The sequence below is a fragment of the Pseudomonas sp. GW821-FHT11D10 genome, from assembly GCF_058808435.1.
This window is the reverse complement of sequence record NZ_JBXARR010000001.1, coordinates 298,203-313,350: the sequence shown is the minus strand read 5'-3', so window position 1 is coordinate 313,350 and position 15,148 is coordinate 298,203. Positions and strand designations below refer to the sequence as shown.

13 protein-coding genes are annotated in these 15,148 nt (G+C 60.4%); 7 read left to right on the top strand and 6 right to left on the bottom strand.

The annotated features are described in order from the left end of the window. Window positions 1-9 precede the first annotated feature (9 nt). Window positions 10-1,542: an NADH-quinone oxidoreductase subunit M gene (gene nuoM, locus AC1RT4_RS01485; protein ID WP_007951464.1), complete on the top strand. Its 1,533-nt coding sequence runs from the start codon at window positions 10-12 to the stop codon at window positions 1,540-1,542. 7 nt (window positions 1,543-1,549) lie between these two features. Then, window positions 1,550-3,013, top strand: coding sequence for an NADH-quinone oxidoreductase subunit NuoN (nuoN, locus tag AC1RT4_RS01480; RefSeq protein ID WP_007951465.1), 1,464 nt, complete (start codon window positions 1,550-1,552; stop codon window positions 3,011-3,013). Window positions 3,014-3,073: 60 nt separating this feature from the next. On the opposite strand, the gene AC1RT4_RS01475 is transcribed toward nuoN, so the two are convergent. Beyond that, on the bottom strand, window positions 3,074-3,547 hold the full coding sequence (locus AC1RT4_RS01475) for a GNAT family N-acetyltransferase (RefSeq protein WP_493083080.1): 474 nt from the start codon (window positions 3,545-3,547) through the stop codon (window positions 3,074-3,076). 368 nt (window positions 3,548-3,915) lie between these two features. Here AC1RT4_RS01475 and AC1RT4_RS01470 point away from each other — a divergent pair, with 368 nt between their 5' ends. The 3 genes from AC1RT4_RS01470 to AC1RT4_RS01460 all read left to right on the top strand — a co-directional run bounded on the left by AC1RT4_RS01470 (window position 3,916) and on the right by AC1RT4_RS01460 (window position 6,058). Continuing rightward, complete coding sequence (locus AC1RT4_RS01470) at window positions 3,916-4,260, top strand: toxin (RefSeq protein ID WP_096822369.1); 345 nt, start codon at window positions 3,916-3,918, stop codon at window positions 4,258-4,260. Next, window positions 4,257-4,571, top strand: coding sequence for a helix-turn-helix domain-containing protein (locus tag AC1RT4_RS01465; RefSeq protein ID WP_007951468.1), 315 nt, complete (start codon window positions 4,257-4,259; stop codon window positions 4,569-4,571). Before AC1RT4_RS01470 ends, AC1RT4_RS01465 begins: the two co-directional genes overlap by 4 nt. 161 nt (window positions 4,572-4,732) lie before the next feature. Next, window positions 4,733-6,058: an OprD family porin gene (locus AC1RT4_RS01460; protein ID WP_493083078.1), complete on the top strand. Its 1,326-nt coding sequence runs from the start codon at window positions 4,733-4,735 to the stop codon at window positions 6,056-6,058. 149 nt (window positions 6,059-6,207) lie between these two features. On the opposite strand, the gene AC1RT4_RS01455 is transcribed toward AC1RT4_RS01460, so the two are convergent. The 5 genes from AC1RT4_RS01455 to AC1RT4_RS01435 form a co-directional block, all read right to left on the bottom strand. Beyond that, window positions 6,208-6,540, bottom strand: a complete 333-nt coding sequence (locus AC1RT4_RS01455; RefSeq protein ID WP_103386165.1) for a DUF2790 domain-containing protein — start codon at window positions 6,538-6,540, stop codon at window positions 6,208-6,210. A gap of 79 nt (window positions 6,541-6,619) precedes the next feature. After that, entirely contained in the window at window positions 6,620-6,820 is a 201-nt protein-coding gene (locus AC1RT4_RS01450) for a co-regulatory protein PtrA N-terminal domain-containing protein (RefSeq protein ID WP_179694427.1), read from the bottom strand. Window positions 6,821-6,954: 134 nt separating this feature from the next. Further along, complete coding sequence (locus AC1RT4_RS01445; protein ID WP_493083075.1) at window positions 6,955-10,107, bottom strand: efflux RND transporter permease subunit; 3,153 nt, start codon at window positions 10,105-10,107, stop codon at window positions 6,955-6,957. A gap of 15 nt (window positions 10,108-10,122) precedes the next feature. Then, entirely contained in the window at window positions 10,123-11,316 is a 1,194-nt protein-coding gene (locus tag AC1RT4_RS01440) for an efflux RND transporter periplasmic adaptor subunit (RefSeq protein WP_493083073.1), read from the bottom strand. A gap of 49 nt (window positions 11,317-11,365) precedes the next feature. Next, the gene (locus AC1RT4_RS01435; RefSeq protein ID WP_493083071.1) at window positions 11,366-12,613 is read right to left on the bottom strand and encodes a TolC family protein; all 1,248 of its coding nucleotides are present in this window, start codon (window positions 12,611-12,613) and stop codon (window positions 11,366-11,368) included. Between the two features lie 408 nt (window positions 12,614-13,021). On the opposite strand from AC1RT4_RS01435, the gene AC1RT4_RS01430 reads away from it, so the two are divergent. Together AC1RT4_RS01430 and AC1RT4_RS01425 are read left to right on the top strand one after the other, a co-directional pair. Then, window positions 13,022-13,696, top strand: coding sequence for a heavy metal response regulator transcription factor (locus AC1RT4_RS01430; RefSeq protein WP_007951475.1), 675 nt, complete (start codon window positions 13,022-13,024; stop codon window positions 13,694-13,696). Further along, window positions 13,693-15,102 carry a heavy metal sensor histidine kinase gene (locus AC1RT4_RS01425; protein WP_493083069.1) on the top strand — a complete coding sequence of 470 codons (1,410 nt, stop codon included), beginning with the start codon at window positions 13,693-13,695 and terminating at the stop codon, window positions 15,100-15,102. The genes AC1RT4_RS01430 and AC1RT4_RS01425 overlap by 4 nt, the downstream gene beginning before the upstream one ends. Window positions 15,103-15,148 lie beyond the last annotated feature (46 nt).

Below are 15,148 nucleotides of genomic sequence, written 5' to 3'. Positions count from 1 at the left end.
GAGCCCGTCATGATTCTGCCTTGGCTAATCCTGATCCCCTTCATCGGCGGCCTGCTGTGCTGGATGGGTGAGCGCTTCGGCGCTACCCTGCCCCGCTGGATTGCGCTGTTGACCATGACCCTGGAACTCGCCCTCGGCCTCTGGCTGTGGGCCCACGGTGACTATTCATTTGCACCGGCGCCTGGCGCCGATCCGACCTGGGCGCTTGAGTTCAAGCACGTCTGGATCCAGCGCTTCGGCATCAACGTGCACCTGGCCCTCGACGGCCTGTCGCTGCTGATGATCCTGCTGACCGGTCTGCTGGGTATCCTGTCGGTACTCTGCTCGTGGAAAGAGATTCAACGTCACGTTGGCTTCTTCCACCTGAACCTGATGTGGATCCTGGGCGGCGTTGTCGGCGTGTTCCTCGCCCTCGACCTGTTCATGTTCTTCTTCTTCTGGGAAATGATGCTGGTGCCGATGTACTTCCTCATCGCGCTCTGGGGTCACAGTTCTTCGGACGGCAAGAAAACCCGGATCTACGCGGCGACCAAGTTCTTCATCTTCACTCAGGCTTCCGGCCTGATCATGCTGGTGGCGATCCTCGGTCTGGTCCTGGTCAACTACAACAGCACCGGCGTGATCACCTTCAACTACGCCGATCTGTTGAAGACCAAGATGTCGATGACCACCGAGTACATTCTGATGCTCGGCTTCTTCATCGCCTTCGCGGTCAAGCTGCCAGTGGTTCCGTTCCACTCCTGGCTGCCTGACGCTCACGCCCAGGCGCCGACTGCAGGTTCCGTCGACCTCGCCGGTATCTTGCTGAAAACCGCAGCCTACGGTCTGCTGCGTTTCGCCCTGCCGCTGTTCCCGAACGCTTCGGCCGAGTTCGCGCCGATCGCCATGACCCTCGGTCTGATCGGGATCTTCTACGGTGCGTTCCTCGCTTTCGCACAAACCGATATCAAGCGTCTGATCGCCTTCTCGTCCGTTTCCCACATGGGCTTCGTACTGATCGGCATCTACTCCGGCAGCCAACTGGCACTGCAAGGTGCCGTGATCCAGATGCTGGCGCACGGTCTGTCGGCGGCGGCACTGTTTATCCTCAGCGGTCAGCTTTACGAGCGTCTGCATACTCGTGACATGCGTGAGATGGGCGGTCTGTGGTCGCGTATCGCTTACCTGCCGGCGATCAGCCTGTTCTTCGCAGCCGCCTCTCTGGGTCTGCCGGGTACCGGTAACTTCGTCGGCGAGTTCCTGATCCTGATCGGTACGTTCGCCAGTGCTCCATGGATCACCGCGATTGCCACCTCCGGTCTGGTGTTCGGTTCGGTCTACTCGCTGATCATGATTCACCGTGCCTACTTCGGTCCGTCCAAATCGGATTCGATCCTGCACGGCATGGACGGTCGCGAACTGATCATGGTGCTGGGCCTTGCGGTATTGCTGATTTACCTCGGCGTCTACCCGCAACCGTTCCTCGACACTTCTGCCGCCACGATGCATGGCGTGCAGCAGTGGCTCGGCACCGCCTTCACTCAACTCGCTTCGGCCCGGTAAGAGCGCTATGGAATTCACGATTCAACACTTTATTGCGCTTGCGCCACTGTTGATCACCAGCCTCACCATTATCGTGGTGATGCTGGCAATCGCCTGGCGCCGCAACCACTCGCAGACCTTCCTGATTTCGGTGGCCGGTCTGAACCTGGCCTTGCTGTCGATCCTGCCAGCGCTGAAAGTCGCGCCTCTGGCCGTGACTCCATTGCTGCAGATCGACACCTTTGCCTGCCTGTACATGGCGCTGATCCTGGTCGCCACCCTCGCTTGCGTCACCCTTGCCCACGCCTACCTCGGCGATGGCGGTTCGGGTTACCCGGGCAACCGTGAAGAACTGTACCTGCTGATCCTGATGGCCGCCGCCGGTGGCCTGGTGCTGGTCAGCGCGCAGCACCTGGCCGGCTTGTTCATCGGTCTGGAACTGCTGTCGGTGCCGGTCTACGGTCTGGTGGCCTACGCCTTCTTCAACAAGCGTTCGCTGGAAGCCGGCATCAAGTACATGGTGCTGTCGGCCGCCGGTTCCGCGTTCCTGCTGTTCGGTATGGCGCTGCTGTACGCCGACTCGGGTTCGCTGAGCTTCGTCGGCATCGGTCAGGCACTGGCCGCGACCGGCCTGCCAAGCTCGCTGGCGCAACTGGGCCTGGGCATGATGCTGATCGGTCTGGCGTTCAAGCTGTCGCTGGTACCGTTCCACCTGTGGACGCCGGACGTGTACGAAGGTGCTCCGGCACCGGTGGCCGCGTTCCTCGCCACCGCGTCGAAAGTGGCCGTGTTCGCGGTCATGGTTCGTCTGTTCCAGATCTCCCCTGCTGCAAGCAGTGGCGTTCTGAGCAACGTACTGACCATCATCGCCATCGCTTCGATCCTGTTCGGTAACCTGCTGGCCCTGACCCAGAGCAACCTCAAGCGTCTGCTCGGTTACTCGTCCATCGCGCACTTCGGCTACCTGCTGATCGCACTGGTGGCGAGCAAGGGTCTGGCGGTGGAAGCCATCGGCGTGTACCTGGTCACCTACGTGATCACCAGCCTCGGCGCCTTCGGCGTGATCACCCTGATGTCCTCGCCGTACAACGGCCGTGACGCAGACGCGCTGTACGAGTACCGCGGCCTGTTCTGGCGCCGTCCGTACCTGACCGCCGTACTGACCGTGATGATGCTGTCCCTGGCCGGTATCCCGCTGACCGCTGGCTTCATCGGCAAGTTCTACATCATCGCCACCGGTGTCGAGTCGCACCAATGGTGGCTGGTAGGTTCGCTGGTTCTGGGCAGCGCCATCGGCGTGTTCTACTACCTGCGCGTGATGGTCACCCTGTACCTGATCGAACCGAACCTGCGCCGCCACGACGCCCAACTGCACTGGGAACAGAAAGCAGGCGGCGTGATGCTGCTGGCGATCGCCCTGGTTGCGTTCTTCCTCGGCGTCTACCCACAACCGTTGCTGACCCTGGTTCAGCAATCGGGCCTGGCGGGCTGATCGCTTAGAGCGATAGCTGGCTACAAACAAAAACGGCACCTTCGGGTGCCGTTTTTGCGTCTAGACCGTCTTGAGTTTCTTCACCATCGGCACGCAGGCCAGTTGCAGACCTGAAGGCGATTGATAGATCGCACTCCCCTCCCCGACGTAACCGCAGCGCCGATAAAAATCAGCGGCATTCAACGTCGCATCCAGACAAACCTCTGTCAGTCCCAGATCCTGTGCCAGCGCTTCCAGAAAGTGCAGCACACGCTTACCCAGACCGCGCTGCATGAAATCCGGATGGATGAAGATTGCGCCGATTTCGCGGTGCTCCAGATCGAGCATGCCGGTTGCCACGGGTTCCCCCTCAACGTAACCCAGATAGAAATGCTTCTGCATGAGCGTGTCATAACCGTCTGCCGCCGAGCCCTTTGTCCAGTCGAGCATTTGCTGCTCGCTGTAGGGACCGATGCATTGATGCCGGATCGCCAGTCGCCGAATCTCGAACGCTATCCCGGCATCGTCCGGTTCGGCTCTTTTCATTTCGAACATTTCTCTCTCCTTGAGCCATGTGCGGACGGGCAATGAAAAAGCCCCGTCCATTTCTGGCGGGGCTTTGGGTAACACGTCATTGACCAGACATGCATGACCTATGGCCCGCCGGAAGCGGTCATGGAGGAGCACATCATGGTCATTCGAAGTTGGGTGGTCATGGCCCGATAGTGCTGCGGATTGATCCGACGAGTCAATCGCAAGGCTCTTCCCTAAATAGTCGAACGCTCCCACCACACTGGCCGACTCGTCCTACAGGTGTTTTTACGATCGGTGACTACCGTTGAAAAGGGGGCGAAAAGGATGGCCTGGAGGCCTTGACCAATTCGATCATCGGGACAAAACTATACGCAGGTAACGTACAGAACATGGATGCTCTTTTTATCGAATTACCCGCGTTCCAGAAGCACCGGGACGATTACCTGGATGATGATCTGTTTCGCAGCTTTCAGTTGGAGCTGCTGAAAAATCCTGAAGCGGGCGACCTCATCGAAGGCACGGGCGGGCTGCGCAAAATTCGCTTCTGCGACCAACGACGCGGTAAGGGCAAGCGCAGCGGATTACGAGTGATTTATTACTGGTGGTCTGGTTTCGACCAATTCTGGCTGTTCACCGTGTACAGCAAAAACGAGCAAGACGATCTGTTGCCTTCACAGAAAAGAGTCTTCAAACAGGCGCTGGATACAGAAATCAACACGAGAACCCAAATATGAAACGTGACATTTTTTCCGAACTGATGGAGGGCCTTGAGGCTTTGGCCGACGAGCGCCAAGGCAAGGTCACCCTTCGCACCCACAAAGTCCAGTTACCCAAACTATTGCCGATCACTGCCGAGGAAGTTGTTGCGATCCGCCAGCAACTCAACCTCTCCCGGTCAGTTTTCGCCATGTACCTGCGAACCAACACTAGAACCCTCGAAAACTGGGAACAAGGTCGAGCAACGCCAAATGCCCAAGCGACGACACTCATTCGACTGGTCGAGCGTTTTCCACAAACGATCGACCACCTTGCGGCTCTGACCTGACTTCCGGGATCTAACAAAATTGTAATTCCCCAATCACCTCCGCGTTATCTGCAGCCTGCAACGATGTCACCCGGCGACTCTCCCGGCGAGCCCCTTGCCCGTCGAACAATAAAACCCACGCCGAAGCTCGTTCCCGTTCTGCCGAACCCAAGGAGTGATTGATGGTTAACAACACAAAAATGTCGATGGCCGCTCTGGCAGTGGTTGTCGGCGCCGGGCCGTCCACGGTGTTTGCAGAAGAAAAACCCGAAGGTTTTATCGAAGGCAGCAGCCTGACGGTCCTCAACCGTAACCTCTATTTCAACCGTGACCACCGTAACGGCCAGTCCAGTCCCACCGGCAATGGTTATTCCGAAGCCTGGGCCCACGGCATCATCGGCAAGTTCGAATCCGGCTTCACCCAGGGCACCGTCGGGGTCGGGGTGGATGCATTTGCGATGATCGGTCTGAAACTCGACACCGGCGACGGCCGCAACGGTGGCCGCAGTTCGTTCGATGTGTTGCCGGTCAACAGCGACGGTGAAGCGCGGGACGAATACACCAAGGTCGGTGGCGCCGCCAAAGTGCGCGCTTTCGATACGGTGGTGAAAGTCGGTGATGTGTTCCCGGCCAACCCGGTGGTCGCGGCGGGCGATTCGCGATTGCTGCCGGAAAGCTTTCGCGGTGTGACGGCCACCAACACCAGCATCGAAGGCCTGTCGATCCAGGGCGGCCGGTTGCATGCGATGAGCCAACCGGTGTCCAGCGACCTGCGCGAGAACTTCGCGACCTTCTATGCCGGCCCGGTCAATTCGCCGTGGATCGCTTACGGCGGCGGCGATTACGCGCTGAACAAAAACCTGAGTTTCAGCCTGTACTCCAGCCGCCTCAAAGATGCCTGGAACCAGTACTACGCCGGCACCGCCTGGACGTATCCGCTGTCGGATGACCTGTCGCTGTTCGGCGGCCTGAATTACTACAAGGCGGTCGACGAGGGCAAACAATTGCTCGGCGAGTTCGACAACAACATCTGGAGCGGCCGCGTCGGGGTGAAACTCGGCGCGCACTCCGTCGCCCTCTCCCACCAGCGCAACAACGGCAACGACGACTTCGATTACCTGCGCCAGTCCGACTCGATCTTCCTCGACAACTCGATCCAGTACAGCGACTTCAACTCGCCGAAAGAGCGTTCGTGGATGGTGCGCTACGACCTCGACATGACCACCTATGGCGTGCCAGGCCTGTCGTTCATGACCCGTTACGCACGCGGCACCGACGCCGATTACTCCAACGCCAACGCCGTGTACATGCGCCGCGATGCCGACGGCAATCCGCTGACCGACCAGAAGCGCTGGGAACGTGATATCGAAGTCAAATACGTGGTGCAGAGCGGTTCGATGAAGGATCTGTCGCTGCGTCTGCGCCAGGCCACCACCCGGGCCACGGCATTCGAGTCAGACCTGGATGAAGTGCGGGTGATCGTTGAATACCCGCTGGCGATTCTCTGAGTTTCACGAGCAATGCCCATTCACCTTTAGAAGCTCCTTGCTCCTTTGGTAAGAGGTGAATCTTTGGCGTCCTTCGGGGCGCCTTTTTTATGCCCGAAAAAAAGCCCGACTCACTGCACATGAACCGGGCGTTTCAGCCGGGATTAGCGTCAGCCACCCTGCTGACGACAATTCCCCATCACGTTGTAAGTGACCGTATTGAGCTGCCCCTTGGAGTCCTCGTAAGTCATCGCAGCCGGCACGACCGCGCATTCATTTTTCGGCCGGACAACGCTCACCACCTTCTTCACATCCAGCTTCATTCCGTACTCGTATTCCTTGACCACCGGCGCCGCTTTGCCCTGACTGGCAGCGTACTGCTCCATGGCTTTGGTGTTGGCGCTGAGCGCCCGGTCGAACGTTCTGTCGCCACCTCCTTCGGCCAACACATTCAAGGACATCGCCATGACAGCGGTGAACGCCAACAGCTTTAGAGTTTTCATATTCGTTTCCCTCAAAACACGACTCATAAAAAAGCCCACCATCGATGCGCGATGACGGGCTCATTCACTGGCAGCACACTTACAGGTCTTGGGTCTTGTCGTCCTTCTTGTCGTTCACGACGACCGGATCACGGGCCTTTTCCTTCGCAGCAAACACCTCCATCGAGCGGTCATTGGCGGCCATCATTCGGTCGAAAGTGCGGTCACCGCCACCTTCGGCCAACACCAGGGAAGACATCATCAGAGCCACGGCAAACGCGCCAATCTGTGCAAGTTTCATCGTTGATTCCTCATTCAAGTAACTGACGGGATCAAGGTAACAATCCGAACCTTTCGTGACGGTGGCGCCGAAATTACATATCCGTTATGTAGAAAGGCCCGCAATGGCGGGCCTGTTGTTGAGGCTAAAAGTGACTAGCCCGTAGTAGGCGCTTCCTCATCCCGACGATGCGCCAGCTGATACAGCGCCGGCAGAATCAGCAACGTGAGAATGGTCGAGGACAGGATCCCGCCAATCACCACCGTCGCCAGCGGTCGCTGCACCTCGGCCCCGGTGCCGGTCGCCAGGGCCATCGGAATGAAGCCCAGAGACGCCACCAGCGCCGTCATCAGCACCGGGCGCAATCGCGTCAGCGCACCTTCGTGAATCGCCTCGGACAGCGAGCGTCCCTCCTCCCGCAAGTTGCGAATGAACGCGATCATCACCAACCCGTTGAGCACCGCCACGCCGGACAGCGCGATAAAACCGACACCCGCCGAGATCGACAGCGGAATGTCCCGCAGCCACAACGCCATGACCCCGCCGGTCAGCGCAAACGGAATCCCGGTGAACACCAGCAAGCCGTCCTTGAGGTTGTTGAACATCATGAACAGCAACCCGAACACCAGCAGCAACGCTACCGGTACCACGATCTGCAAGCGCTTGGCCGCCGATTGCAGTTGCTCGAACTGCCCACCCCAGGTGGTCCAGTAACCCGCCGGCACCTGCACGTCGCGCTCGATCACTTCGCCCGCCTCGGCGACGAAAGAACCGATGTCACGCCCACGCACGTTGGCGCTGACGATCACCAGGCGCTTGCCGTTCTCGCGGCTGACCTGATTCGGCCCCAGCACCAGATCGAGACTGGCAACGTCCTTCAGCGCAATGAAGCCGATCTGACTGGAGGCATCACCACCCGCCGCCGGCACCGGAATCAGCAGCGCCGACAACCCGTCGATGTCCTTGCGCATGGCGTCGGACAAGCGCACCACCATGTCGAATCGACGGTCACCTTCATACAGCGTCCCGGCCTTCTGCCCACCGACGGCCACCGCAATGGTGTCCTGCACATCGCCGACGTTGAGCCCGTAACGCGCGGCCTTGTCGCGGTCGATGTTGATGGTCAGCACCGGCAGACCGGTGGTTTGCTCGACCTTGACCTCGGACGCGCCGTTGACCTTCTGCATCGCGGCGGCAATCTTCGCCGCTGTGGCGTTGAGCACGTCCATGTCATCACCGAACACCTTGACCGCCACGTCGCTGCGCACGCCGGAGATCAGTTCGTTGAAGCGCAACTGAATCGGCTGCGACAGTTCATAGTTGCTGCCCGGCAGCGTTGCCGCGGCCTGTTGCAGTTCGGCCATCAGGGTTTCGCGGGACTTGCCCGGGTCCGGCCATTGCTCTTTGGGCTTGAGCATCACGTAGCTGTCGGAGATGTTCGGCGGCATCGGGTCGGAAGCGATTTCCGCAGTACCGGTGCGGGCGAAGACGCGCTCAACCTCGGGCACTTTGGCCAGGATCAACGTTTCCAGTCGCTGCTGCATGTCCACCGACTGCGTCAGGCTGGTGCCCGGCACTCGCAACGCCTGCAAGGCAAAATCGCCTTCGCTGAGACTCGGCACAAACTCGCTGCCCATGCGGCTGGTGACCACGCCACTGAGCACAATCACTCCCAACGCCGCGCCGACCGCCATCGTCCGATGGGACATGACCCAGTCCAGCGCCGGTGCATAAACGCGACGCGCACCGCGCATCACCACGCCCTCTTCTTCCTTGACCTTGCCGGTCACGAACAGCGCAATCGCCGCCGGCACAAAAGTCACGGACAAGAGCATGGCGCCGAGCAACGCGATGACCACGGTGAACGCCATCGGGTGGAACATTTTCCCTTCGACACCGCTCAGGGCGAAGATCGGCAGGTACACCACCATGATGATCAACTGGCCGAAAATCAGCGGTCGCCGCGCCTCTTTCGCTGCCGCAAACACTTCATGGAAACGCTCGGATCGCGTCAGCAGACGCCCGTGATGCTGCTGCGCATGGGCAAGTCGTCGCAAAGTGTTTTCAACGATCACCACCGCGCCGTCGACGATGATCCCGAAGTCCAGCGCGCCGAGGCTCATCAGGTTGGCGCTGACCTTGTTGCTGAACATGCCGGTGAAGGTGAACAGCATCGACAGCGGAATCACCATCGCCGTGATCAGCGCGGCGCGGATATTGCCGAGGAACAGAAACAGGATCGCGATCACCAGAATCGCGCCTTCGACGAGGTTCTTCTTCACCGTGGCGATGGCCTTGTCGACCAGATGCGTGCGGTCGTACACCGGCACCGCGATCACGCCGGCGGGCAAGGATTTGTTGATCTGTTCGAGCTTCGCGGCGACGGCCTGGGAGACTGTGCGACTGTTTTCGCCGATCAGCATGAACACCGTGCCGAGCACCACTTCGCGGCCATTTTCCGTGGCGGCGCCGCTGCGCAGTTCGCGACCGATGTCCACGGTGGCGACATTCTTGATCCGGATCGGCGTGCCGTCGACATTGGCCATGACGATGTTGGCGATGTCCTCGGTGCTCGCCACCTGCCCCGGTGCGCGAATCAGCAATTGCTCGCCGCTGCGCTCGATGTACCCGGCGCCGACGTTGGCGTTGTTGCGTTCCAGCGCCGTCACCAGATCGGTGAGGGTCAGTTTGTAGGCCGCGAGTTTTTTCGGATCGGGCGCAATCTGGTACTCCTTGGCAAAACCGCCGATGGTGTTGATCTCGGCCACGCCGGGGACGTTGCGCAATTGCGGCTTGATGATCCAGTCCTGAATCACCCGCAAGTCGGTCGGTGTGTAGGGCGTGCCGTCCTCTTTCAGCGCGCCCTCCTTGGTCTCGACCGTCCACAAAAAGATCTCGCCGAGACCGGTGGAAATCGGCCCCATCACCGCTTCCACACCTTCGGGCAATTGCTCCTTGGCCGACTGCAACCGTTCGTTGACCAATTGCCGGGCAAAGAACAGATCAGTGCCGTCCTTGAAGATCACCGTGACCTGGGACAACCCCGAACGCGACAGCGAGCGGGTCTGCTCCAGCGCTGGCAAACCGGCCATCGCGGTTTCAATCGGGAAAGTGATGCGCTGCTCGGTTTCCAGCGGCGAAAACCCGGCCGCGCCGGTGTTGATCTGCACCTGGACGTTGGTGATGTCGGGCACGGCGTCGATCGGCAGTTTCTGATAACTGGCGATGCCGAGGCCGGCCATGAGCAGAACGGCGAGCAGCACGATGATGCGCTGCTCGATGGCAAACTGGATCAGGCGTTCGAACATGGGAGTCTTCCGCGATTAATGACTGTGCTCGGCCGAGGCTTTGCCCAGTTCCGATTTGAGGACGAAGCTGCCGGCGCTGGCGACCTGCACGCCCGGTTCCAGTCCGGCGGTGACTTCCACCTGGCCCGCCGCGCGACTGCCCAGCTCCACCGCTTGAGCCTTGAAGCCGTCGTCGGTACGCACGAATACCGTGGGTTTGTCCTCGACGGTCTGGATTGCGGTTTCCGGTACGGCGACTTTGGCCTGACGGCTGTCGGTGGCGACCAGCGCGGTGACAAACAGGCCGGGGCGCCATGAGCCTTGCGGGTTTTCCAGGGTGACGCGCACAGTTGCGGTGCGGGTCTGTTCGCCGAGCAGGCTGCCGACGTAAGCCACGGTGCCGCTGACTTCGGCGTTCAACTCCGCCGCGCTGACGGTGACGGTTTTGCCCACTTGCACCTTGTTCAAGTCCTTCGGTGAAACGCCGAACGTGACCCACACCCGCGACAAATCCGAGAGCGTGAACGCCGCCGTGGTTTCATCGACCACCTCGCCCGGCGTCAGGTGTTTTTCCACTACCACACCGTCGAACGGCGCCCGCAGCTCGTAGCGATTGCCACCGGTGGCGACCACGCTGCCACTGAGCACGCTGATCTTTTGCCGGGCATTGCTCACGGCGATTTCGGCTTCTTCCAGAGCCTGGCGCGCCTGAAGGAAATCCTGTTCGGCGGAGATCTTGTCCTGCCACAGTTTCTTCTCGCGCTCGAACGTCGTGCGGGCCAAAGCCAGACGACGTTGCGCGGCTGCCTGTTCACTGCGCTGATCGGAAATCTGCTGACTGGCGATCACCGCCAGCAACTGGCCTTTCTTCACCGACTGCCCGAGATTGACCGACACCGACTCGACCACGCCCGGCACGCGCGGCACCACATGCGCGGTGCGGTCTTCGTCGAAGCGTACTTCGCCGGGGAACGACAGACCGAGGCTGAAGTTCTGCGCCTGGGCGGCGGCCAGTTGAATCCCCGCCGCCGCGATCTGCTCGGCCGTCAATTCGATGTGCCCTTCTTCGTCGTGCTCGCCTTCAGCGGCGGCGCCTTCTTCGGCGTGGTCGGCGTGTTCCGCCGCTTCATCGGCATGCGCATCGATAGACGCATTGCCGCCCCACATCGAGCCGATGCCAATGCCCAGCGCCAAGGTCGCCGCAGCGACCACGATCAGTTTTTTGTCCATGGAAACTCCTCTGCGCCAAACCATCGCGCAGTGATCAGAAAGTTGAAATTCAAGGGTTGGCGCTGAGGTCGCCGAAGATGCGTTCGATGCGGACCCGGGCGTCGGTCGCCTCGCTCACCGCCTGGATGTATTGGCTGCGAGCGGCGATCAATGTGCGCTGGGCGTCGAGCACATCGAGGAAGCCGAACTTGCCCATTTCGAAACCGCGAGTGGCGCTGTCCACCGCACTTTGCGCGGCGGGCAGGATGGTCCGGTCGAATGCCTGGATTTCGCCGTTGGCGGTCTGCCATTGCGCCAGCGTGGTCTGGATTTCCGTGCGCAAGCGCAGTTCGGTGGCGTTGCGCAGGTCCCGGGCCTGATCGGTACGCCGCGCCGCCGCCAGCACGTTGCCCTGATTGCGGTTGAACAGCGGGATCGGCATCGACAGCCCGACCACGTTGACCCGCTCGCGCTCGGTTTCGCTGTACTGGCTGCCGATACTGACGGTCAGATCGGGAATCCGCTGGGACTTTTCCAGTCCCAGCGACGCTTCGCGCTGGTCGATCTGCAACCTGGCCAGCCGCAGCTCCGCCGTCTCGTTCAGGCGCTCAAGCAAACGGGTGGGTGGCGGGACATTGGCCAGGTTCTGAGCAGCGCTTTGCACCGTGGTCGAAGTGGGCAAAGGTGCGCCCATGACCTGCGCCAGTTGCTGGTAAGCATTGGTCTGATCGCGCTCGGCGCGGCTTAGCTCCAGACGCACCTCCGAAAGCTGCACTTGCGCCCGTGTGCCTTCCACCGGCGACGACTTGCCCGCATCGATTCGTCCCTGCGCCACACGCAAACCGTGCTCGGCGAGTTGCAGCGACTGCCGGGCCAGTTGCAAGCGTTGCTGCGCGGTCTGTGCGCCGTTGAACGCTTGAAGCACGTCGGCACGCAGTGCGTTGCGCTTGCGCTCCAGCTCGATGCCGGCGGCATCCTGCGCACGACTCGCCACATCAATCCGCGCGCCACGCTTGCCGCCCAGCTCGATCGGCTGGCTGAGCATCACCGTGGTGGTGCGCGATTCGCGCCGGGTGTCTTCGGCCTCCCACGACACCTCGGGGTTGGGGATCAGCCCGGCCTGTTTGCGGTCGCCTTCGGCAATGCCGATTTCCCATTGCGCGGCGGCCAGCTCCGGGTTGCCGGCGAACGCGGTTTGCAGCGCCTGATCCAGCGTCAGGGTCGATGCGCTGGCAAGGCTGGTACAGGCCAGCAACAAGAGGCCGCTGGCGGTTTTTTTCAGGCGTGATCGCGCCGTCAGTTCAATTAAACCGGGCAATGGAAGGCTTCCTTCAATCAAGAATCGTTGATGGCGCCACGGTAGGGTTTTGAACTTATCGACAAGGTGACGTGAACATTACAAATCCGTTATCCACGGTTTATCGAAGTTGTTTTGCTCTAGGATTCGAAGTTCGGCGTGAGCGATTGCAATACATGGAAACACTTACGCGTTAGTTATCCGCCGAACAGCACTTGCCGAAATGAAAGTCATGAAAAATCCACCATTTCGCTGCGACAGGCTGTCGCGGATGGCCGATTTAAAGGGCTCAGGCGTTGACTCTGTAGCCGCTACAGCCTTTACCGTGCACGCCATTCAGTTCCAAAGCCCGTCAGGATGTCCCTGCAAAAACTGCAACTTCCAGACTCACTTACTTAAATACCCATTCATTAAAAGTGGTGAAACATCATGCGAATCCTTGTCGTCGAGGACGAGCTTAAAGCTGCCGAATACTTGCATCAGGGCCTGACCGAAAGTGGTTATATCGTGGATCACGCGGTCAATGGCGCGGATGGTTTGCACCTGGCGCAGCAACAGGTTTACGACCTGATCATTCTCGATGTGAACCTGCCGGAACTCGACGGCTGGAGCGTGCTGGAACAACTGCGTCGCACCCACTCCACCCGGGTGATGATGCTCACCGCACGCGGGCGGCTGGCGGACAAGATCCGGGGTCTGGATCTGGGCGCCGATGATTATCTGGTCAAGCCGTTCGAGTTTCCGGAATTGCTGGCGCGGGTACGCACGTTGATGCGTCGCAGCGAGAACATCCCGGTGCCGCAGGTGCTCAAGGTCGCCGATCTGGAACTCGATCCCGGCCGTCACCGGGCCTTTCGCGGCACCCAGCGCATCGACCTGACCACCAAGGAATTCGCCCTGCTGCACCTGCTGATGCGCCAGTCCGGCGAAGTGCTGACCCGCACCCAGATCATCTCGCTGGTGTGGGACATGAATTTCGACTGCGACACCAACGTGGTCGAAGTCTCGATCCGCCGCTTGCGGGCGAAGATCGACGACCCGTTCGACAGCAAACTGATCCACACCCTGCGCGGCGTCGGCTATGTGCTTGAGGCGCGGGAATGAAGCCGGCCAGCCTGTCGCTGCGTCTGGGTCTGACGGTCAGTATTCTCGGCGCATTGCTGGTGGTGTTCCTGGCGATCCTCGCGTATTTCGCCCTGACCCATGAGCTGAACGCGCTATCGCGCGACAGCCTGGAAAAGAAGATGGAACAGGTCGAGCACAGCCTGACGCTGTATGCCGACACCGGTGAGATCAGCGCGAAGCCGCACATTCTGCTCGATCAGGTCATGGGGCACGACAACCTGACCCTGACCATTTATGACCTGAACAACCTGCGCACCCCGCTGCTCAAGTCCGGCTCGGGCCTGACCGATCCACGGGTTGAACTGAAGGCAGTTCGGGCGACCACCGATCAGTTGACTCACACCGACAGCGCCGATGCTGAAGGCGCGAAGTTTCTCACCGTCTCCAAGCTGATTCGCCTCAAGGACGGCAGCAACGTACCGGTGCTGCTGTCGATGGATAACGCCCACGATCAGGCTCTGCTCAGCGCCTACCTGCGCTCGACGCTGATGGCCTTGCCGTTGTTGCTGGTGTTCATCGGCCTGACCGCTTGGGGCGCCGTGCAACGAGGGCTGGCACCGTTGCGCGAGTTTCGCAAAGTGGCGGCGCGAGTGACGACGCAGGATCTCGACCATCGCCTGTCAGTACTGAACATGCCCCAGGAACTCAGCGAACTGGCGCAGGGCATCAACGTCATGCTCGATCGCCTGGACAGCGGCGTGCAGCAGTTGTCGCAGTTCTCCGATGACCTGGCCCACGAACTGCGCACGCCGATCAATAACCTGATGGGCAAGGCCCAGGTGACGCTGTCGCGGGAACGCTCGGTCGAGCAATACACCAACGTTCTGGTGTCCTGCACCGAAGAGCTGGAGCGGGTCGCGCGGATTGTCTCGGACATGCTGTTCCTGGCCCAGGCCAGCCAGCCTGCAGCGCACGCCTCGTTCGAGCCGATTGCGCTGGAAGAAGAGGCGTCCAAGGTGGCTGACCTGTTTTCTCTTACGGCGCAGGACAAACAGATCGATCTGAAAGTCATCGGCAGCGCTCAGGTGTCGGGCGACCGGCTGATGATTCAGCGAGCGATTTCCAATCTGCTGTCCAATGCCCTGCGCCACTGCCCGTCCGGCAAGACCGTTTCGCTGTTCATCGAACAGGCGCCGAACGAGGTGTCGCTGCGAGTGAGCAATCCCGGCGCAGGCATCGAAGCGCAGCACCTGCCGTATCTGTTCGACCGTTTTTACCGGGTCGACAGCAGCCGCACCCGGTCACAGGGCAGTACCGGTCTGGGGCTGGCCATCGTGCATTCGATCATGACCTTGCATCAGGGCTCCGCGCAGGTTCAAAGCCGTCCGGGGGCGATGACGGTGTTCAGTCTGGTGTTTCCTGCCATGCACCGGGAACGGCACTAAACCTTCAAGCCGATTTGTGCGGTGTTTTCTCAAACCTCATGGGAAA

Coding starts and splice junctions, on each gene's coding strand:
- nuoM (WP_007951464.1), top strand. CDS start 10: ATGATTCTGCCTTGGCTAATCCTGATCCCCTTCATCGGCGGCCTGCTG.
- nuoN (WP_007951465.1), top strand. CDS start 1,550: ATGGAATTCACGATTCAACACTTTATTGCGCTTGCGCCACTGTTGATC.
- AC1RT4_RS01475 (WP_493083080.1), bottom strand. CDS start 3,547: ATGTTCGAAATGAAAAGAGCCGAACCGGACGATGCCGGGATAGCGTTC.
- AC1RT4_RS01470 (WP_096822369.1), top strand. CDS start 3,916: ATGGATGCTCTTTTTATCGAATTACCCGCGTTCCAGAAGCACCGGGAC.
- AC1RT4_RS01465 (WP_007951468.1), top strand. CDS start 4,257: ATGAAACGTGACATTTTTTCCGAACTGATGGAGGGCCTTGAGGCTTTG.
- AC1RT4_RS01460 (WP_493083078.1), top strand. CDS start 4,733: ATGGTTAACAACACAAAAATGTCGATGGCCGCTCTGGCAGTGGTTGTC.
- AC1RT4_RS01455 (WP_103386165.1), bottom strand. CDS start 6,540: ATGAAAACTCTAAAGCTGTTGGCGTTCACCGCTGTCATGGCGATGTCC.
- AC1RT4_RS01450 (WP_179694427.1), bottom strand. CDS start 6,820: ATGAAACTTGCACAGATTGGCGCGTTTGCCGTGGCTCTGATGATGTCT.
- AC1RT4_RS01445 (WP_493083075.1), bottom strand. CDS start 10,107: ATGTTCGAACGCCTGATCCAGTTTGCCATCGAGCAGCGCATCATCGTG.
- AC1RT4_RS01440 (WP_493083073.1), bottom strand. CDS start 11,316: ATGGACAAAAAACTGATCGTGGTCGCTGCGGCGACCTTGGCGCTGGGC.
- AC1RT4_RS01430 (WP_007951475.1), top strand. CDS start 13,022: ATGCGAATCCTTGTCGTCGAGGACGAGCTTAAAGCTGCCGAATACTTG.
- AC1RT4_RS01425 (WP_493083069.1), top strand. CDS start 13,693: ATGAAGCCGGCCAGCCTGTCGCTGCGTCTGGGTCTGACGGTCAGTATT.